Here is a 19,819-nt window from a genome sequence, read left to right as displayed (position 1 = left end):
AGTACCGCTCACGGCATTGCTCACGGCATTACTCAGTACCGCTCACGGCATTCACTTCTGACGATCCGTCAGCTTCAATGGAGGGCGTGATGGGACACGCAGGGATGGCGGCCACCGCTGTCCGATACCTCAGGTCGGTCGGGGCGCCCACGGTCGCGGAGCCCGTCGAAGCGCTGCCGCGCCCGGAGCTCCGGGCGGTCGCGGACGACGAGCGGGCACCGGTCGACCAGGCCGAATTCCGTCGCGTACTGGGGAATTTCGCGACCGGGGTGACCGTTGTCACGGCGCCCGCGAGCGAGGACTCCGACAGCCGGGGTTCAGGAAGAGGCCCCGCCGGCTTCGCCTGCCAGTCGTTCTCCTCCCTCTCGCTCGACCCTCCGCTGATCTGCTTCATGGTCGGCCGTACGTCGTCGACCTGGCCGCGGATCGCCCGTGCCGGCGTCTTCTGCGTCAACGTACTGGGGTCGCACCAGGGCGAGTTGTGCCGCGGGTTCGCGGTGCGCGGCGGGGACAAGTTCGCCGGGGTCGCGTTCGACGCCGCGCCGGTCACCGGCTCGCCCCGTCTCGTGGACGCCACTGCCTGGGTCGACTGCACGATCCACGCGGTGCACACGGGTGGGGACCACCTGATCGTGGTGGGCCGGGTGGAGGCGCTGGGCACGGGCAACGACGAGGCGGCACCGCTGTTGTTCCACAAGGGGCGGTTCGTCTGAGGACGTCACGTCCGAAGACACCGAGCGCCGTCAGGCCGCCGGCAGGGGCCTCGCACGCACGGGCCGGCGCCGGATGACCAGCGCCATCAGCGCCGCCACCGCGCACAGTGCTCCCGACGCGTACCAGACCACGTCGTACTCGCCGAACACGTCCCGCGCGACGCCGCCGAGGAAGGCGACGAGGGCGGCGCCGATCTGGTGCGAGGCGAGGACCCAGCCGAAGACGATGGCGCTGTCCTCGCCGTACTGCTCCCGGCACAGGGCCAGAGTGGGCGGGACCGTGGCGACCCAGTCGAGGCCGTAGAAGACGATGAAGAAGATCATCGGTGGGTGCACGGTCGGGTACAGCAGTATCGGCAGGAAGAGGAGCGAGATGCCGCGCAGCGCGTAGTAGACCGCCAGCAGGCGGCGCGGGTCGAAGCGGTCGGTGAACCAGCCGGAGGCCACCGTTCCGATGACGTCGAAGACGCCGATGACGGCGAGGAGCGAGGCCGCCGCGGTGATCGGCATGCCGTGGTCGTGGGCGGCGGGCACGAAGTGCGTCTGGATCAGGCCGTTCGTCGAGGCACCGCAGATCGCGAAGGTACCGGCGAGCAGCCAGAAGGGTCCGGTGCGGACGGCGGAGAGGAGGACGGTCACCGCGCGGCGGGCGGCGCCCGGCACGGGGGCGGGCTTCTCCACGAACTCCGTTGCCCCGTACGGCTTCTGGCCCACGTCCGCCGGGTGGTCCCGCAGCAGCAGCCAGACGAAGGGGACCACCGCGAGAGCCGCGAGGGACACCGTCACGGCCGCGGGCCGCCAGCTGTGATGCGTCACGATCCACGACAGCAGCGGTAGGAAGATCAACTGGCCGGAGGCCGAGGCCGCCGTGAGGATGCCCGTCACCAGGCCGCGCTTCTCCGTGAACCAGCGGTTCGTGACCGTCGCCGCGAAGGCGAGCGCCATCGAGCCGGACCCGAGCCCCACCAGCAGTCCCCAGCACAGCAGCAACTGCCAGACCGCCGTCATCCACACCGTCAGCCCCGAGCCGAGCGCGATGACGGTCAGGGCGACCGCGACCACCCGCCGTATCCCGAAGCGGTCCATCAGCGCGGCGGCGAACGGCGCGGTCAGCCCGTACAGCGCAAGGTTGATCGACACCGCCGCGCCGATCGTGCCGCGCGACCATTCGAAGTCCGCGTGCAGTGGATCGATCAGCAGCCCCGGCAGCGAGCGGAAGGCCGCCGCGCCGATGATCGTCACGAAGGTGACGGCGGCGACGAACCACGCACGGTGGATGCGGTGCTGTTCGCTGGTACGAACCTCCTTGCTGGTACGAGCTTCCTTGGCGATACGAACTTGCTTGGCCGTACGAGCTTCCTTGGCGGTACGAACTTGCCTGGCCGTACGAGCTTCCTTGGCGGTACGAACTTGCCTGGCGGTACGAGCCTGGTCACCGACCTCGATGGCGTCAGCAGTCTCGGTGGTGTCAGCGGAGTCTGTGGCGTCAGCGGAGTGGGTCGAGTCGGCGGCGTCGGTGGAGTGGATGGCATCCGCCGGGTCGGCGTCGGTGGAGTCGGTCGTCTGGGTCACGTCATAGAGCTTCGGGCCTGCGATCTCCGCGGACGAGTGGCCCGAAGGACAGCATTCGCTAGAATCGAGCCATGGCAGACCGGCAGACACCCCTGTACGAGACGTCCCCGGAGCAGGCACCCACCCGGCACCGCGTGGTCGTCCTCGCCCTCGACGGCCTGCTGCCCTTTGAACTCGGCATCCCGCAACGCATCTTCGGCAAGGCGCGCGACGCGGACGGCCGCCACCTGTACGAGATCCTCACCTGCTCGATCCGCCCGCCGGGCCCCGTCGAGACCGACGCCGACTTCGCCGTCCTGGTCGGAAAGGGCCCCGAGGCGCTGGCCACCGCCGACACGGTCGTCATCCCCGCCTCGTACGAGCTGGGCCCCGTCCACGACGAGGGCGTGCTCACCCCCGAACTGGCCGCCGCCCTCGCGCACATCCGCCCCGGTACCCGCCTCGTCTCCATCTGCACGGGCGGATACGTGCTCGCCGCGGCCGGCTATCTCGACGGCCGCCCGGCCACCACGCACTGGATGCACGCGGAGCACTTCCAGGAGCTCTTCCCGAAGGTCAGGGTCGACGCCGACGTGCTCTTCGTCGACGACGGGGATGTCCTCACCTCCGCCGGTGTCGCCGCCGGCATCGACCTGTGCCTCCATCTCGTACGCCGCGACCACGGCACCGCCGTCGCCAACGACGTGGCCCGCCGCACCGTCGTACCGCCGCACCGCGACGGCGGCCAGGCGCAGTACATCCAGCGCCCGGTACCGGAGGCGCAGGCGGCCACCACGACGGCGGCCCGCGCCTGGGCCATCGGTCGCCTGGACGAGCCGATCCAGCTGCGCGACATGGCCGAGCAGGAGTCGATGTCCGTACGGACCTTCACCCGCCGCTTCCGCGAGGAGGTCGGCGTCAGCCCCGGCCAGTGGCTCACCCAGCAACGCGTCGAACGGGCCCGCCAGCTGCTGGAGTCCAGCGCCCTGTCCGTCGACCAGGTGGCCCGCGAAGCCGGCTTCGGCACGGCCCAGTCGATGCGCCAGCACCTCCAGGCAGCGCTCGGCGTCACCCCCACCGCCTACCGGCGCACCTTCCAGTCCGGAAACACCTCCGGCATACCGGTCGTCGACAACGACCTTCTGCGCAAAGCAGGTTGAGCATCTAGAACGTCAGCACCGCCCGCGCCACCCGCCCCCCGCGCGCGTCCTCCGCCGCCTTCTCGAAGTCCTCCACCGGATAGGTCGCCGTCACCAGCTCGTCCAGGAGGAGGCGGCCCTCGCGGTAGAGGTCCGCGTACAGGGCGATGTCGCGTTGTGGGCGGGCAGACCCGTAGCGGCAGCCGAGGATGGACTTGTCGAGGTACATGGAGGAGACGAGGAAGGAGGCCTCGGCGGTGGACGGGGGGACGCCGAGGAGGACTGCCTGGCCGTGGCGGTCCAGGAGGTCGATGGCCTGGCGGATGAGTTCGACGCGGCCGACGCACTCGAAGGCGTGGTTCGCGCCGGTGGGGAGGATGTCCTTGACGCCGTCTGTCGAGGTCAGGAAGTGGGTCGCGCCGAACTGGCGGGCCACGGCTTCCTTCGCCGGATTGGAATCGACCGCGACGATCTTCAGGGCGCCCGCGATCCGCGCGCCCTGGATGACGTTGAGTCCGATGCCGCCCGTGCCGATCACCAGGACGGTGTCACCCCGGTCCACCCGTGCGCGGTTGAGCACGGCGCCCACCCCCGTGAGGACCCCGCACCCGATGAGGGCGGCGGACGGCAGGGGGATCTCGTCGGGGATACGGACCGCCTGGACCGCCTTCACCAACGTCCGCTCCGCGAAAGCCGAGTTGGCCGCGAACTGGTAGAGGGGCCGACCGCGCCGGGTGAACGGCTGCTGCGGCCTTCCGATCGCCATGCGGCACATCGTCGGTCTGCCCCGGTCGCACTCGGCGCAGGTCCCGCAGTTGGCGAGCGTGGACAGCGACACATGGTCACCGGGCTGGACATGGGTGACGCCCACACCAACCGCCGCCACAATCCCCGCGCCCTCATGCCCCAGCACTACAGGAACGGGGAACGGTATGGTCCCGTCCACCACGGACAGGTCACTGTGGCACAGCCCGGCCGCGGAGATCGCGACCAGCACCTCACCGGGTCCCGGATCCCGTATCTCCAGATCGTCCACGACCTCGGTCTGCTTACCGTCGAAGATCACGCCCCGCATCGCGCCCCGCATCGCTCAGCCTCCCTGTCCCCTGGGTTCCTTCGGCAGTCCGAGCACCCGCTCGGCGATGATCGTGCGCTGGATCTCGTCGGAGCCGCCGTAGATCGTGTCGGCCCGGCTGAACAGGAACAGGTGCTGGAACGCGTCCAGTTCGTACGGCGACGCCGTCGACCAGTCCGCGGGACCCACCGCGGCTCCGGCACCCCGCACCCGTACCGCCAGCTCACCGAGCCGCTGATGCCACCGCCCCCACAGCAGCTTGGCCACACTGGGGGCACCCGCCGCGCCCTGCCCGTCGCCCGAACTCCCCAGCGTCCGCAGCGCGTTCCACCGCATCGTCCGCAGCTCCGCCCACTGGCGTACCAGGAGATCGCGTACGACCGGATCGGCGGCCGTGCCGTTCGCCACCGACGCCTCCACCACTCGCCCCAACTCCTCGGCAAAACCGATCTGTTGGGCCAGCATCGAGACACCGCGCTCGTAACCGAGCAGGCTCATCGCCACGCGCCAGCCGTTGCCCTCACCGCCCACGACATGCTCGGCCCGCGCGACGGCTCCGTCGAAGAAGACCTCGTTGAACTCGCTGGTACCGGTCAGTTGCCGGATCGGGCGGACCTCGATCCGGCCCGGCTGGTCCATCGGCACGAGGAGGAAGGTCAGACCGTGGTGACGCGTCGACTCCGGCCGCGTACGAGCCAGTACGAAACACCAGTCCGCCTCGTGGGCGAGGGATGTCCAGATCTTCTGACCCGTTATGCGGTACGACCCACCGGGCCCATCCCTCTTGCCGCGGCCGTCCCCCGTGTCCCATACGGCGGTTGTCCGTATCCCCGCCAGGTCCGAACCCGCGCCTGGCTCGCTGTACCCCTGGCACCAGAGTTCCTCGCCGCGGGCGACGGGCGGCAGGAAGCGGGCCTTCTGCTCGTCCGTGCCATGGGCGATGAGGGTCGGCGCCAGCAGGTTCTCGCCGATGTGGCCCGACCGGGGCGGCGCCTTGGCGCGGGCGTACTCCTCGGCCCAGACGACCTGTTGGGTGAGACTCGCGCGCCGGTTGCCGTATCCCTCCTCGCTCCAGCCGAGCCCGATCCAGCCGTCCCGGCCAAGTTCCCGCTCCCAGCCGGAGCGGGCCGGGTCACCACCGATGTGCGCCTCCAGCCACTCCCGCGCCTCACCACGAAAGACCTCGTCCTCAGCCCCGAATCCGAACTCCACGCGCGCCCCTCCCGCCCGACTCACAAGGCAATCCCCTGACCTCGGATGGCACCCTCACCGGTTCGGCCGCCCCTTCTCCGCCGCAGCCCGGGCCATCGCCTCCACCCGCTCCAGCAGCGGCATCGGATCCACTCCCACCGTCCCCGGCAGCAGCTCCGCGATCCGCTCGGGAGTCCAGGAGCCTTCCGCGTACGCCGCCCGCAGCTCCCGGGGCTGCGCCCACACCGCGATCTTGGGCCCGGCGACCGTGTAGACCTGCCCGGTGATGCGTGCCTCACGCGCCCGCTCGGAGAGCAGGTACACCACCAGCGCGGCCACGTCCTCCGGCTCGCCGATCTCGGTCAACTCCATGGGGACGCCGGCCGACATGCGGGTACGCGCGACGGGCGCGACCGCGTTCGCCGTCACCCCGTACTTGTGCAGTCCCAGCGCCGCGCTGCGGACCAGGGAGATGATCCCGCCCTTGGCGGCGCTGTAGTTGGCCTGGGAGACGGACCCCTGGTGGTTGCCGCTGGTGAAGCCGATCAGCGTCCCCGAACCCTGTTTGCGCATCACCGCCGACGCGGCCCGGAAGACCGTGAACGTGCCCTTCAGATGGGTCGCGATGACCGGGTCCCACTCCTCCTCGGACATGTTGAAGAGCATCCGCTCGCGGAGGATCCCGGCGACGCACACGACACCGTCGATCCGCCCGTACGACGTCAGCGCCGCGTCGACGACCCGCCTGCCGCCCGTCATCGTCGAGATGTCGTCGGCCACCGCGACCGCGTCCCCGCCCGCCGCCTCGATCTCCTTGACCACGGCTTCGGCGATCGAACTCGTCGGCCGGCCCCCCTCTACGGACACCCCGTAGTCGTTGACGACGACCCGCGAGCCCTCGGCGGCCGCGGCCAGCGCGACCGCGCGTCCGATGCCCCGCCCGGCCCCCGTGACGGCGATGACCTTGCCTGCCAGGAAGTTCCCCACGCCCGGCCCCTTCCCGCGGTTTCTGACGGTCCGTTAGATTCAACTGGATTCTACGGCCCGTCAGATACCTGGAGACAAGCCCCCGGGAGGACTCATGTCACCGCCGACGCTTCACCCGGAGTTCCATGACATCGCCAAACGCGTCAACAATTGGGGGCGTTGGGGCGCCGACGACGAGATCGGGACCCTCAATCTGATCACCGACGAGGTCGTACGCGAGGCCGCCGCCACCGTCCGCACCGGCAGGCGCGTTCCCCTCGCGCTCCCCCTCCAGCAGGACGGCGTGCAGACCGGCCTGATCCCCGGCCGGGTCAACCCCCTGCACGTCATGGTGCAGATCAACCAGGAACTCTTCGGCCCCGGCACCGTCGCGTGCAGCGACGACGTCGTGACGATGGGCCTCCAGGCGGCGACCCACTGGGACGCCCTCACCCATGTCTCGCACTCCGGGAAGCTCTACAACGGCCGCCCGGCCGGCACGATCACCCCGCACGGCGGCGCCGAGTTCAGCGGGATCGACAAGCCGCGGCACATCGTCTCCCGGGGTGTACTGCTCGACGTCGCGCGTGCACGGGGCCAGGGCCGGCTCGACGGCGGGCACGCCGTGACACCCGAAGACCTGGAAGCGGCGGAGGAGTTGGCGGGTACGCGGGTACGGGCGGGCGACATCGTCCTCGTACGGACGGGCCAGGTCCAGGTGTATCTCGCGGGCGACAAGCAGGGTTACGGGTATCCCTCGCCCGGTCTCTCCGTCCGTACCCCGGAGTGGTTCCACGCGCGCGATGTCGCCGCCGTCGCCAACGACACCCTCACCTTCGAGATCTTTCCGCCCGAGATCGAGAACCTGTGGCTGCCCGTGCACGCGCTCGACCTGGTCGAGATGGGGATGTTGCAGGGCCAGAACTGGAATCTCGAAGAGTTGTCCACAGCCTGTGGAGAAGAGGGGCGGTACGCGTTCCTGCTGTCCGCGATGCCCGAGCCGTTCGTCGGCGGCACGGGGACGCCGGTGGCACCCGTGGCGGTGCTGTAGCCGGCACCCATGGCAGCGCACCGGCACCGCGCCCGACCGCCGGCTGGCGGCGCGCTCCTGCTCGCCCCGAGCGCGGCACCGCGCACCGCCATCCGGCTCCGGCGCACCCGCCCTGCTCCCGCAGCCCCGCAGGAGCTGGCGCCGAGTCACGACCCGCACTCGGCGAGGGCTCCCGTCACCGGAACCCTTACCGTCCCCTCGCGGCGAGTCGCTGACAACAAGCGTGATCAAACGGACACGCCACGTCAACACCCGTTCGGGGATTTATCACTTATGCCCTCTTCATTAAGGCGCGCACAGAAGCACGGCCCGGCGCACTCGGCCACCCCCGAAGCCACGACGGCAGCGTCCATGCATATATGCCACGGAAAAAGCGCCCGTGCATACCCACGCGAACCCACGCCGAGGGGCCCAGGGCTCCTGCGCCCTAGACCGCCTCGTACACGAAGTCCTCGTAGCCCGGATACGTGGCCCCCGCCGCCTCAGCCGACGTACAGCGGTCCACCTCGACCCAGATGCGCTTTCCGGCGCCCTCGGGGCACCAGCCCCAGCGGTCCGCGAGGCCGTCGACGAGCTCCAGGCCGCGGCCGTTGGTATCGCCGCCGTCGGCATGCCGGGGGACCGGGGGCCGGGTGCTGGAGTCGGCCACCTCCAGGCGGACGGTGGTGACCTCCGCCCCGTCCGGCAGGGACAGCCGCAGCACGGCGGAGCAGCCCGTGTGCACCACGGCGTTGGTCACGAGTTCGGAGACGAGCAGGATCAGCGTCTCGGCGAGCGGCTCATCAGCCTCTATCCCGGATCCGGCAAGCCGCGAACGCGCCCACCTCCGGGCTCGCCCCACCTCTGCGGGGTCGGGCCGAATCTCCAACTGCACTTGAAGCACCTGCACCGCTCACACCATCCGAACCGGCGGACACATCGCCTCGCGCCTCACAAGGGCCACGATCGTAGCCATTTTCTGCATGACCAGAACAAGGATCACGGAACGTGATTCCCTTGCGAGACAGCATGGTTGACGTACAGTCACCCCAACAAGCGCTTCGGGCATATTCCAGCGCGAAGGAGTACGCGTGCGGGATACTGTGCGACGCTCGCCACGGGGAGTCGAACAGGCAGGCGCGAGGATTCGCCCTGCCCTGCGAGCGGCGTGCATCGCCGGGTCCGGAGCCGCCTCTTGGGCAACACCGGCATGGCTCAAGCTCAGAACCACTCGCATCCCACACAAGGTACCGGAGCGTGGCGCCGACTCCAGGCCGTGACAAGTCACCCTTCGGCCACAACCCGATATCAACGCTCCGTGATTTCGAAATGCCACGATCCTTGACACCCGTTTCCGGCGCTTCCCGAACCGTTCCTGCACAGAGCCCTACCGGACCGTTCCGGCCAGCAGATCGCCCGCCAACGCATCCTCACTCTGCGTACCGCCACCCGCACGTTGTGTCCGCACCCACGCCCTCTTCAGATACAGATGGATGTCTGCCTCCCAGGTGAAGCCCATGCCGCCGTGCACCTGGAGACAGTCCCGGGCACCGCGCACGGCGGCCTCGTCGGCGAGCAGCCGCGCCGCCGCGACATCCAGCGGGTCGGCGGTCACGGCGGCCGCGTAGACGGCGGCGCGCGCCACCTCCACCCGCACCAGCATCCGTGCGCACAGATGCTTCACCGCCTGGAAGGCCCCGATCGGCTGCCCGAACTGCTCACGCGTCCGGGCGTGTTGCACCGCCAGTTCACCGACACGGGCGGCGGTACCGAGCTGTTCGGCGGCGGTGAGCAGGGACGTGAGGAGGGACGTGAGCAGCGAGGTTTGGAGTACGTCGGCCGGGTCGGCCCCCTCGGACGCGGGCACCCGGTGCAGCGGTGTCAGCGGGTCCACCGACCTCAGCGGCTCCGCGCCGGCCGCGTCCCCTCGTACGACATCGGCCTCCGTCAGCCACTCCACCAGCTGCCCGTCGACGGCGGCCACCACGGTCTCCCCGGTGGCCGCCCCGTCCACCGTGCCCGCCGCGAGGTGGGTGGCCACCAGCGGTCCGGGCAGCAGGACCCGGCCGGCCTCCTCGAAGGCCAACACGGCCTCCGGGAGGCCCAGTCCGACGCCGCCGACCGCCTCCGGCAGCCGCAGCGCGAAGAAACCCGCCTCGCCGAGCTCGCGCCACAGGGCACGGTCGAGCGCCGGCCCGTTGTCGACGGCGGCCCGCAGGCCCTCGCGGCCGAAGCGCCCGGTCAGCAGCTCGCGTACGCCCGCCTTCAACGCCAGTTGATCATCGCTGAGTTGAAAGTCCACGGGTCGACGTCACCGTCCCTTCGGAAGGCCCAGGATGCGCTCGGCCACAATGTTCGACTGGATCTGCGAGGTGCCGGCCGCGATGGTGTACGACAGGGAGGAGAGCCGGTCGAGGGTCCATTCGCGACGGAGGTCGAGCGATTCGGGTCCGAGCACCTCGGCGGCGGCGTCGTACAACTCCTGCCGCGCGTGGGAGTACCGCAGCTTGAAGACGGACCCGCCGACGCCGGGTACTCCCCCGGTTCGCTGCGACTCGCCGACGTTCCACTGCGTGAGCCGCCACAGCGCGCGGAACTCGGCGTTCAGCCGCCCGAGGCGACGGCGCAGCACGTCGTCGTCCCAGCGGCCGTTCCGGTGTGCCTCGCGGGCGAGTTCGCCGAGCACCCGGCGGCAGGCGACGACCTCGCCGACGAAGGCGGTGCCGCGTTCGTACGACAGCGTCACCATGGTCACCCGCCAGCCGTCGTTCTCCGCGCCGACCCGGTTCGCCACCGGCACCCGCACGTCGTCGAGGAAGACCTCGGCGAACTCGGTCGAGCCCGCGAGCGTACGCAGCGGGCGCACCGTGATCCCCGGCGCGTCCATGGGCATCGCGAGCCAGGAGATCCCCCGGTGCTTGGGCGCCGACGGGTCGGTCCTGACCAGCAGCTCGCACCAGTCGGCGACCTCCGCATGGGAGGTCCAGATCTTGGAACCGCTCACCACGTAGTCGTCGCCGTCCCGCCACGCGCGCGTGCGCAGCGCCGCAAGGTCCGAACCGGCGTCCGGCTCGCTGAACCCCTGGCACCAGACCTCCTCACCGCGCAGCACGGGCGGCAGCCAGCGCGCCCGCTGTTCGGGGGTTCCTTCCGCCGCGATCGTGGGACCGGCGTGCAGGAGGCCGACGAAATTGGCCCCTACGTAGGGTGCGCCCGCCTTTTCGGTCTCCTCCAGGTAGATGAGGTGCTGCGTCGGGGTGGCCCCGCGCCCGCCCGCGTCGGCGGGCCAGTGCAGCCCCGCGTACCCGGCGTCGTAGAGCGTCCGCTGCCAGCCGAGGTCGTACGCGCGCCGTCCCGGCCAGTCGTCGGGGGACGGCTTCGGGGGCAGCGAGGGAAGCACCTTGGCGAGCCACTCGCGCAGCCGCGCGCGGAAGTCGTCCTCCTCGTCCGTGTACGTGAGATCCATTACCCGCCCACTCCGATACCTGCCCGCTTCGATGGCGATCTGATGGCCCGTCAGGCAGCAGGCTAGCTCCGCGCCTATGGACCGACAAGGCGGCGGGTCATACGCTCTGCACGCTATCTGACTGACCGTCAGCTATCGACTGGGGGCCGAAGTGAACGACACCGCGCACGCCCTGGGTTCCTCCCGCACCCTCTGGGAACTGGTCGCCCGCCGAGCCGACCTCACCCCCCACCGGCCGGTCCTCCTCCAGGGCGACCGGGCCCTGAGCTTCGGCGAGTTGCGCGACCGTGCCGAGCGGGTGGCGGCGGGCCTGTACGACAGGGGCGTACGCCCCGGCACGGTGGTCGCCTGGCAGCTGCCCACGCGGATCGAGACCGCCCTGCTGTCCTTCGCGCTGGCCCGGCTCGGCGCCGTGCAGTCCCCGGTGATCCCGTTCTACCGGGACCGCGAAGTCGGCTTCGCGCTGCGGGAGTCCAGGGCCGAGTTCTTCGCCGTACCGGGTGAGTGGCGCGGCTTCGACCACACGGCGATGGCGCGGCGGCTCGGCGCGAAGGGCGTCTTCGAGGCGTACGACCGGCTGCCGGACGGCGATCCCTCCGTACTCCCCGCCCCGCCCTCGGACGGCACCTCGGTCCGCTGGATCTACTGGACCTCGGGCACGACCTCCGACCCCAAAGGCGTGCTGCACACCGACCGTTCACTGATCGCGGGCGGCTCCTGCCTGGCACACGCGCTGCACCTGTCCGCCGACGACGTCGGTTCGATGGCCTTCCCGTACGCGCACATCGCCGGGCCCGACTACACGGTGATGCTGCTGCTGTACGGCTTCCCGGCCGTGCTGTTCGAGCAGTTCGCGCTGCCCGCCGCCCTGGAGGACTACCGCAGGCACGGCGTGACGGTGGCCGGCGGATCGACCGCCTTCTACTCGATGTTCCTCACCGAACAGCGCAAGCAGCCGGAGGTGCCGCTCATCCCCACTCTGCGGCTCCTGGCGGGCGGTGGGGCGCCGAAGCCGCCCGAGGTCTACCACACCGTCGTACGCGAGATGAAGGTCCAGCTCACCCACGGGTACGGGATGACCGAGGTCCCGATGATCACCATGGGGTCGCCCGACGACTCGGTGGAGAACCTGGCGACGACGGAGGGACGGCCGCCCCAGGGCATGGAGATACGGATCGTGGACGGCGAGGTGCGGCTGCGCGGGGAGGCCGTCTGCCAGGGGTATCTGGACCCCTCGCAGACGGCGGAGGCCTTCGACGCGGACGGGTTCCTGATCACCGGCGACGTCGGGCATCTGACCGGGAGCGGGCACCTGGTGCTCACCGGGCGCCTGAAGGACGTCATCATCCGCAAGGGCGAGAACATCTCCGCGAAGGAGATCGAGGATCTGCTGCACCGGCATCCGGCCGTCGGGGACGCCGCAGTGATCGGACTGCCGGACGCCGAACGCGGGGAACGGGTCTGCGCCGTCATCGAGGTGGCCGAACAGCCGCCGGGGGCGGACCAGTTGACCCGGACGGACGAGTTGACCCTCGCCGGGATCACGTCCTACCTGCGCACGGAAGGGCTGTCCGTGCACAAGCTGCCGGAGCAACTGGAGGTGGTGGACGCCCTTCCGCGTAACGAGACCTTGCGGAAAGTGCTCAAGTACAAGCTCAGGGAGCGCTATTCACAGGGAATCACTCCGGCGCCGTGAAGCACGGGTTCGCTCAGGCACCGTGAAGCACAGGTTCACTCCGGCACCGTGAAGCACGGATTCACTCAGGCACCGTGAAGTAGCGGGCGAAGGCGGTCACGACCTCCACCTCGCCGATCCGGCCGTCGGCGTCCGTGTCGAGGGTGCCGGCCGCGGCGACGGCGATCTCCTCGGGGACGCCCAGCGCCTTGAGTACGCGCGCGGTGTCGTCGACGGTGGCCACGCCGTCATCGTCGGCGTCCGCGACGGCGAGGGCCGCGTGCAGGAAGGGGCGGGCGATCTCGGCGAAGCGATCGGGGTTGTCGCGCAGCCGCTTGACCGCGCCGGTCACGAACTCCTGGCGGGTGATCCGCTGGTCGCCGTCCCGGTCCGCTATCCCCGCCATGCCCTGCCAGAAGGCCTCGGCGCCCACGTACAGGGCCTGGCCCTTGTCCGACCGGGCCGCCGTACCGAACTCGGCGAGGACCGCCTTGGTCGCTACGTTGAAGTCCTCCCTGTCGATGTAGCCGTTGCCGTCCTGGTCGAAGCCGGAGAACCGGGCAGCGATCCTGCGCTCGTACTCGCTGTTGGCCATGTCGTTCGGGCCGCCTTACGTCACGTGAGGGTGCATCTGAGACGGAGCGTACGACGTCAGAGGCACCCTGGGAGCGGGAAAACGACGCTTGTACCAAGACTGCGAGAATTCCGGGACAACGGCGTGGCGGAACGCTCCCGCCGAGTGAAAGCGACTTCACACCACGTGATCACTTCACGGCAGGTCATGAGCGCGTCACAACAGGTCACGCCGACAGGTGCGTCACCTCACTCCGACAGTTGCGTCACCTCACGCCGACAGGGGGGTCGACTCCTCGCCGACAGCCGCGGCGACGTCCGGATACACGTCGAAGAGGCGGCGGACGCCGAGGGCCGCGAGGACCCGGTTGACGTGGGAGCCGTCAACAGCCCCCTGGGCGGGCAGAATCAGCCGCAGGCGGCCCTGGCAGGACCGGATGAGACGGCGGGCGGCGATGAGGACGCCGACGCCGCTGGAGTCGCAGAAGAGGACCCCGGAGAGGTCGAGGACAACACTGCGACGGCCGTCGGCCACCGCGTCGTGCACCCGCTGACGCAGCACTGGTGACGTCACGAGGTCCATCTCGCCGGACACCCGGAGCACGGCCCACTCGCCCTCTTCGCCGTCAGTCACGTTGAGCGTCACCGCCACGCCTCTCGCTCGCTTCGTACGTCCCGCACGATCCGCGCATCCGGCGCGCCCCGCACACCTCGCACTGCCCGCACGCTTCGCGCTCCGGAAACGGAAGCGATTCCTACGCTTCCTTTCAGCGCGACTGCCCGGCCGTCGTTCCATGAAACACGGGTCCGGGCTCGAAGAAACGTCGATCTACGGTCGAAAGCACTCGATGAGCGAGCTATTTCGGTCACGTTCGTTCCAATGTGTGCAGTCCAGGGCAGGCGCCTACCATTCATGGACCGCCTAGGGGCGCACATTGCCGCAAAGGGGCGTGCGCTGTCCGACGTGCCGACTACATTCGAGACAGTGAGTGTGCGCAGGCTGGACACAGCACGGGCACGCGGCAGACAGGCTGGACACAGGGACAGGCGCCGGGCACGACCAGGGTGAGGGGCCGCATGACGACGAAGGACACACCGCCCCGCTGGGACCGCAAGATGCAACAGCGGCTCGCACGCGGAGAGGCGGCCGCGCTCGGTGAGCTCTACGACCGCTTCGCGTCACTGGTGCACGGCCTCGCCCACCGCGTGCTCGGGGACGAGCGGGCCGCCGACGGCATCACGCGCGAGGTGTTCACACACGTCTGGGAGAACCCCGACGCATACGACCCCAAGCAGGGTCCTCTGCGTTCCTGGGTCGCCACACTGACCCACCGCCTCGCCGTCCAGCGGCTGCGCGCCAGGGAGAGTGCCGCGCTCGCCCGAGGCGGCCGGGGCACCACCGAGGAGCTGGAGCGCAAGGTGCGCAGCGCCTCCGTGGCCGCCCGCGCCGACTACATCGTCACGTCCATGCCCGCCCCGCTGCGGGCCGCCCTGGAGCTCGCCTACTTCCAGCGCCGTGACTACCGCCAGGCCGCCGCCGACCTCGGCGTCACCGAGGACGAGGCCCGCCGCCGGCTCCGCCTCGGCCTCCAGCTCCTGTCCACCGCCCACGACACCGGCGGCCCCTCCGGGGCACCGCCCGAGTACGGGGGTGCCCGGTGAGCGGAGCGGCGGACCGGTTCGAGGCGTTCGACGAGCGGAACCGGGACAGGGACAGGGACAGGGATAAGGACAGGGACGAGAAGCCGGAGGAGGAGGGGGGCGTCGAGGGTGGCGCCGTCGGTCCCTCCGGCCCCGGGGAACCGGGCCGACAGGGCGATCTCCGCGGTCCGGTGGGCCCTGGTGGCCCGCAAGGTCCCGACCGGCCGGAGGGCGCTCAGGACGACGGGCCCGGACGGCCACCGCGCATACCGCTGCCGCGTTCCTCCGTCGAGGACACCGGCCTGCCGCTGCCCACGCCGGTACCCGCCCCCGCGCCCGCGCCCCTCGTCCTTGACCACCGCGTGCTGAAGTCGCTGCTCGGCGCATGGGCGCTCGCCGCGTGCTCGGCGCAGGAGACGGCCGCCGTCGAGGAGCACCTCGGGGACTGCGGCTCCTGCGCGGACGAGGCGCTGCGGCTGCGCGAGGCCGTCGGCCTGTTGCACCCGCCCGAGAGCCTCGACCTCGACCCTGCGCTGCGCACCCGCGTCCTGGAGGGCTGCCTCGGCCGACGCCCGCCGCGGATCCCGGTGCCCGACTGGGCGGCTCCGTACGACGCGGAGACCGCGCGGCTCGACGCGCTGCTCCAGGACATAGCCGACGCCGAGTGGCACGCGCCCGTGCGGCTGCGCTGGTTCGAGGGCAACGAGCCCGCCAGCCGTCGTACGACCGTCGCCGGGGTCATCGCCCATCTGATCACCGTCGACGGCCTTGTCGCCGTCGCGCTGGGCCTGGAGGACCCGCTCGGCAAGACCCCGCAAAAGGCGACTCCGGCGGCCCGCACCGAGGCGTACTGGGGTGCCTCGCACTTCCCGCCCACCCGTTCCATGCGTGGTCCCTGGCGGGAGCAGAGTCACCACCTCGTCCGTACGGTGTCCTTCGCGGGCGGGGGCTCCGGGCGCCTGCCCGTGCCGTACGGCGCCTTCGAGCTGCCGTTGCGCGACTCGATGCTGGACCGGGCCTTCGAGTGCTGGGTGCACGCGGGGGACATCGCGGAGGCGGTGGACTATCCGTACGACCCGCCGGCCCCGCGCCATCTGCACGGCATGATCGACCTGGCGGCCCGCATGCTGCCCGCCTCACTGGCCGAGCGGCGCCGGGCGGGCCTCTCCGCGGCGGCGCCCCGCCACCTCGTCGCGGCGGGCGCGCCCGGGCGCAGCCTGCGTCTGGAGATCGAGGGCTCCGGTGGCGGCGAGTGGCTCATCCCGCTCGACTCTCCCGGCGCGGTTGCCTCCGCCGAGCACGAGGTCGCCCATGTCGCGCTGGACGGTGTGGAGTTCTGCCGGCTGGCGGCGGGGCACGTGTCGCCGGAGGAGGCCGCTGCGGGGCAGGACGGGGACCGGGAGGCGATCAGGGATGTGCTGTTCGCGGCGGCGTCGTTGAGCCGGATGTAGGTGCGGCCGGGTGAGCGTGAGGGTTCTCGCCCCCTCCGCCCCTACCCGTCCCGTACCTGGGGGCTCCGCCACCAGACCCCCGTATCGCACTGAACGCGCTCGTCCTCACACGCCGGACGGGCTGAAAGACCCTCCCCTACCCGAACACCACCGTGCGGCGCCCGTTCAGTAGGATGCGGCGCTCCGCATGCCACTTCACCGCCCGCGCCAGCGCCTGGCATTCGACATCGCGCCCGATGGCGACGAGTTGGTCCGGTGTCACGCCATGGCCGACGCGCTCGACCTCCTGCTCGATGATCGGCCCCTCGTCGAGGTCGGCCGTCACGTAGTGCGCGGTGGCACCGATGAGCTTCACACCCCGGGCGTGCGCCTGGTGGTACGGCTTCGCGCCCTTGAAGCTCGGCAGGAAGGAGTGGTGGATGTTGATGATCCGCCCGCTGAGCTGCTTGCACAGGTCGTCCGAGAGCACCTGCATGTAGCGGGCGAGGACGACGAGTTCGACGTTCTCGGCCCGGACCAGCTCCAGGATCTGCGCCTCGGCCTCCGCCTTCGTGTCCTTCGTCACCGCGATGTGGTGGAAGGGAATGTCGTACGACCCCACGAGCTCGGCGAAGTCCGTGTGGTTGGAGACCACCGCCGCGATCTCGACGGGCAGCGCGCCGGTCTGCGCCCGGAAGAGCAGGTCGTTCAGGCAGTGCCCGAACTTGCTGACCATCAGCACGACCCGCATCTTGTCCTCGGCCCGGTGGATCTGCCACTCCATGTGGAAGGCGTCGCCGATCGCCGCGAAGCTCGCGCGCAGCTTCTCCACGGTCACCGGCGACTCCGCCGAGAAGTGGACGCGCATGAAGAACAGTCCCGTGTCGTGATCGCCGAACTGCTGACTGTCCTCGATGTTGCAGCCGGTCATGAAGAGGTAGCTCGACACGGCGTGCACGATTCCCTGCTTGTCGGGGCAGGAGAGGGTCAGGACGTACTGCTCGGCGGCGGGTGCTGCCCCGCGGACGGACGGCTCATTCATGCGGGACAGGGTCCCATACCGGCCACCTCGGACGGCCGGTCGTCCCGCCAGGCGGACCGGGGCAAGGGGCCGGGACCGGACGACCACGAAGATCGGACGACGACCGCAGGACCGATGCGACCGCAGGACCGGGCAGGCCTACGCCGACCGCGTCAGGATCTTCAGCAGCTCGAGCGTGCGCGGTGGAATGTCGGGATCCTCGCCATCGCTCACCGCGAGGCGCACGTGCGCATCACGCGCCGCCCGCACCGCGTCCGGCCAGCCCGGGTGCTCGAGGTACGCGGCGACGAGGGCGTCGGGTCCCACCTGGTGCATGATCCGCAGGACGCGGAGCACGGCGGTGTCGACGAGCGCGGCCTCCTGGGAGTCCCGGAAGATCGTGCCGACGTATTTCTCGGCGGACCAGTTGTCCAGCCAGGTGTCCTCGACCAGGCGGTACACGGCGTCGGTGACGTCGCCGTACCCTTCGACGCCCGCGAGCCAGACGCCTCGCTGGAAGTCGGTGTCGGAAAGCATGTGCAGCGCGGAGCGCACATTGCTGCGCCAGCGCCACCACGGCATGTCGTTCAGTGGCATGTCGCCCATGGTGGATGAGCGACGGCCGCGACGGGAAGAGTTCTCCGAACCTTGCACGGTCACCGATCGTACGTTCTCTGCGAAAAACAGATCATCCGCCCCCGTAATTCACCTCTGAGTCACCTCGTGTCGACCACCGGTCACTCCCGGGTTATTGGTGTGACGGAATCGTGCATGTCCATGACCGGCAGGCGACGCACGCGCACCTCCTCCCCCGTCCTCCCCCGGCCCCTCAAGGCCACGTTGCTGTCCGCGGGCGCGCTGGCGGCGTGTGCGTCGATCGCCGTCGTGTGGGGGGTCGTCCCTGGTCCCATGGGGGGCTCCGGGGATGGCTCCATCACCGTCATGACGTGGGCGCCCGAGGACACCGCCGCGACCAACAAGCCCGGGATGCCCGCCATGGCCAAGACCTACGCCCGCTGGGTCAACAGCCAGGGCGGCATCAACGGCCACAAGCTCACCATCCTGACCTGCAACGACCACAACGACAGCGTGGACGCCGCCGACTGCGCCCGACGCGCCGTCAAGGAGAACGTCGTCGCCGTCGTCGGCTCCTACAGCCAGCACGGCCGCTCCTTCCTCGCCCCGCTGGAGGGCGCGGGCATCGCGTACATCGGCGGCTACGGCGTCACCGACGACGAGTTCACCAGTCCGCTGTCCTATCCCGTCAACGGCGGGGAGCCCGCGCTGCTGGCAGGCCTCGGCGAGCAGTTGGGCAAGGCCTGTGGCCCGGTCTCGCTCATACGTCCGGACACCATCGCGGGTGACGAGCTTCCGGTGCTGCTCGACTCAGGCCTGAAGGCGGCGGGCCACGTGTCCGCCGTCGACCAGCGGGCCGCCGACGACGCGACCGAGTACGCGCGGCAGACGCGGACGGCTCTGGAGACCGCGGCCTCCGACCCGCTCAGGAACGGGTGCGTGGTGCCCGCGCTCGGCGACCGTACGGACACCTTCATGGACTCCTTCCGGCGCGACCGCGAGGACTACCCCAAGGTGGGCGTGGGCACGGTCCTCGGCAGCGTCGACCAGTCGGTCATCAACTCCACCGGCGGCGCGTCGAGCCCGTACGAAGGCGCGTCCGTCACCGGCTGGTACCCGCCCGCGAGCGACCCGAGCTGGGACGCGATGCGCAAGGTGATCACCCAGTACGCCTTCGGGGACAACCGGGTCGACCCCGCGGACGCGGGAGTGCAGACCACCTGGATCGCGTACACGGTGCTGAGGAAGGCCGTCGAGTCGCTCGGCGACGGCGAGGTGTCCTCGCTCACGGTCCGGCGGGCTCTCGACGACGGCCTCAAGGTGCCCACCGGCGGGCTGACCCCGACCCTCAGCTGGCGCTTCGAGGACATGATCGCGGCCGTCGACTTCCCCCGCCTCGTCAACGCCGACGTCACCTTCCAGGTCGTACGCAAGGGCCGGCTGGCTGCGGCACGCAAGGGGTTCGTCAACATGTCGAAGACGCTGGAGAGCGCGGACTAGGACAGGTCCCGGGGGGGTCCTGGGGCCTGGGCTACCCAAGGGCGCCAGGACTTGATCCGCCGGACAGGGGCCCGCCCAGGCCCGTTCACATCGGGCCGATGACCGGCCCCGCACCGGTCCCGCACCGGCTGCGGGGCCAACGCCCGCGCGGGGGGGGGCGGGGGCGGGGGCCGGGGGGGGCGCGGCGGTGCAACCGGCCGCGGGCGGGTCGCGAAGGGCCAGGGGCGCGGACGCGGGGCCGTGGCGGGCCGCGCGCCCGGGGGGGGGGCCCG

Annotated in this window: 18 protein-coding genes; 7 read left to right on the top strand and 11 right to left on the bottom strand. The window is 70.6% G+C overall.

Annotated features, from left to right (window positions below; translation table 11 throughout):
• The first annotated feature begins 89 nt into the window (after positions 1-89).
• Positions 90-713 carry a flavin reductase family protein gene (locus ACIPC1_RS27965; protein ID WP_402521675.1) on the top strand — a complete coding sequence of 208 codons (624 nt, stop codon included), beginning with the start codon at positions 90-92 and terminating at the stop codon, positions 711-713.
• 30 nt (positions 714-743) lie between these two features.
• Here ACIPC1_RS27965 and ACIPC1_RS27960 read toward each other — a convergent pair whose 3' ends face one another.
• On the bottom strand, positions 744-2,045 hold the full coding sequence (locus tag ACIPC1_RS27960; protein WP_402522356.1) for an MFS transporter: 1,302 nt from the start codon (positions 2,043-2,045) through the stop codon (positions 744-746).
• A gap of 311 nt (positions 2,046-2,356) precedes the next feature.
• Between ACIPC1_RS27960 and ACIPC1_RS27955 the strand changes: the two genes are divergently transcribed.
• Complete coding sequence (locus tag ACIPC1_RS27955; protein WP_402521672.1) at positions 2,357-3,424, top strand: GlxA family transcriptional regulator; 1,068 nt, start codon at positions 2,357-2,359, stop codon at positions 3,422-3,424.
• A gap of 4 nt (positions 3,425-3,428) precedes the next feature.
• Here ACIPC1_RS27955 and ACIPC1_RS27950 read toward each other — a convergent pair whose 3' ends face one another.
• The 3 genes from ACIPC1_RS27950 to ACIPC1_RS27940 are packed head-to-tail and all read right to left on the bottom strand — an operon-like array spanning position 3,429 to position 6,656.
• Positions 3,429-4,478 carry a Zn-dependent alcohol dehydrogenase gene (locus tag ACIPC1_RS27950; protein ID WP_402522353.1) on the bottom strand — a complete coding sequence of 350 codons (1,050 nt, stop codon included), beginning with the start codon at positions 4,476-4,478 and terminating at the stop codon, positions 3,429-3,431.
• A 15-nt stretch (positions 4,479-4,493) separates the two neighbouring features.
• A complete protein-coding gene (locus ACIPC1_RS27945) occupies positions 4,494-5,690 on the bottom strand; it encodes an acyl-CoA dehydrogenase family protein (protein WP_402521669.1) in 1,197 nt (398 codons plus the stop codon).
• 54 nt (positions 5,691-5,744) lie between these two features.
• A complete protein-coding gene (locus ACIPC1_RS27940) occupies positions 5,745-6,656 on the bottom strand; it encodes an SDR family NAD(P)-dependent oxidoreductase (protein WP_402521666.1) in 912 nt (303 codons plus the stop codon).
• Positions 6,657-6,750: 94 nt separating this feature from the next.
• On the opposite strand from ACIPC1_RS27940, the gene ACIPC1_RS27935 reads away from it, so the two are divergent.
• Positions 6,751-7,686, top strand: a complete 936-nt coding sequence (locus ACIPC1_RS27935) for a cyclase family protein (protein ID WP_402521664.1) — start codon at positions 6,751-6,753, stop codon at positions 7,684-7,686.
• Positions 7,687-8,113: 427 nt separating this feature from the next.
• Here ACIPC1_RS27935 and ACIPC1_RS27930 read toward each other — a convergent pair whose 3' ends face one another.
• From ACIPC1_RS27930 to ACIPC1_RS27920, 3 genes are all read right to left on the bottom strand, one after another.
• Entirely contained in the window at positions 8,114-8,575 is a 462-nt protein-coding gene (locus ACIPC1_RS27930; protein WP_402521662.1) for an ATP-binding protein, read from the bottom strand.
• Between the two features lie 477 nt (positions 8,576-9,052).
• Positions 9,053-9,967 (bottom strand): acyl-CoA dehydrogenase family protein, encoded by a 915-nt coding sequence (locus ACIPC1_RS27925; protein ID WP_402521659.1) that lies wholly within the window; start codon positions 9,965-9,967, stop codon positions 9,053-9,055.
• Between the two features lie 9 nt (positions 9,968-9,976).
• Positions 9,977-11,131 (bottom strand): acyl-CoA dehydrogenase, encoded by a 1,155-nt coding sequence (locus ACIPC1_RS27920; protein WP_402521657.1) that lies wholly within the window; start codon positions 11,129-11,131, stop codon positions 9,977-9,979.
• A gap of 151 nt (positions 11,132-11,282) precedes the next feature.
• Here ACIPC1_RS27920 and ACIPC1_RS27915 point away from each other — a divergent pair, with 151 nt between their 5' ends.
• Positions 11,283-12,827 (top strand): class I adenylate-forming enzyme family protein, encoded by a 1,545-nt coding sequence (locus ACIPC1_RS27915; protein WP_402521655.1) that lies wholly within the window; start codon positions 11,283-11,285, stop codon positions 12,825-12,827.
• A 61-nt stretch (positions 12,828-12,888) separates the two neighbouring features.
• On the opposite strand, the gene ACIPC1_RS27910 is transcribed toward ACIPC1_RS27915, so the two are convergent.
• The gene (locus ACIPC1_RS27910; protein WP_402521653.1) at positions 12,889-13,401 is read right to left on the bottom strand and encodes an EF-hand domain-containing protein; all 513 of its coding nucleotides are present in this window, start codon (positions 13,399-13,401) and stop codon (positions 12,889-12,891) included.
• Positions 13,402-13,650: 249 nt separating this feature from the next.
• Positions 13,651-14,031: an STAS domain-containing protein gene (locus tag ACIPC1_RS27905; protein ID WP_402521650.1), complete on the bottom strand. Its 381-nt coding sequence runs from the start codon at positions 14,029-14,031 to the stop codon at positions 13,651-13,653.
• 425 nt (positions 14,032-14,456) lie between these two features.
• Here ACIPC1_RS27905 and ACIPC1_RS27900 point away from each other — a divergent pair, with 425 nt between their 5' ends.
• Positions 14,457-15,041, top strand: a complete 585-nt coding sequence (locus ACIPC1_RS27900) for a sigma-70 family RNA polymerase sigma factor (RefSeq protein WP_384381789.1) — start codon at positions 14,457-14,459, stop codon at positions 15,039-15,041.
• Positions 15,038-16,471 (top strand): maleylpyruvate isomerase N-terminal domain-containing protein, encoded by a 1,434-nt coding sequence (locus ACIPC1_RS27895; protein WP_402521648.1) that lies wholly within the window; start codon positions 15,038-15,040, stop codon positions 16,469-16,471. The genes ACIPC1_RS27900 and ACIPC1_RS27895 overlap by 4 nt, the downstream gene beginning before the upstream one ends.
• Before the next feature lie 136 nt (positions 16,472-16,607).
• On the opposite strand, the gene purU is transcribed toward ACIPC1_RS27895, so the two are convergent.
• Together purU and ACIPC1_RS27885 are read right to left on the bottom strand one after the other, a co-directional pair.
• Positions 16,608-17,492: a formyltetrahydrofolate deformylase gene (gene purU / locus ACIPC1_RS27890; protein ID WP_402521645.1), complete on the bottom strand. Its 885-nt coding sequence runs from the start codon at positions 17,490-17,492 to the stop codon at positions 16,608-16,610.
• 138 nt (positions 17,493-17,630) lie between these two features.
• Positions 17,631-18,131, bottom strand: a complete 501-nt coding sequence (locus tag ACIPC1_RS27885; RefSeq protein ID WP_402521643.1) for a hypothetical protein — start codon at positions 18,129-18,131, stop codon at positions 17,631-17,633.
• A gap of 117 nt (positions 18,132-18,248) precedes the next feature.
• On the opposite strand from ACIPC1_RS27885, the gene ACIPC1_RS27880 reads away from it, so the two are divergent.
• Positions 18,249-19,547 (top strand): ABC transporter substrate-binding protein, encoded by a 1,299-nt coding sequence (locus tag ACIPC1_RS27880; RefSeq protein WP_402522350.1) that lies wholly within the window; start codon positions 18,249-18,251, stop codon positions 19,545-19,547.
• The last annotated feature ends 272 nt before the right edge of the window (positions 19,548-19,819 follow it).

Source organism: Streptomyces sp. NPDC087263 (assembly GCF_044744645.1).
In the GTDB taxonomy this organism is placed as follows: domain Bacteria; phylum Actinomycetota; class Actinomycetes; order Streptomycetales; family Streptomycetaceae; genus Streptomyces.
The sequence above is the reverse complement of the archived record's forward strand: the minus strand, read 5'-3'. Positions and strand labels throughout refer to the sequence as shown.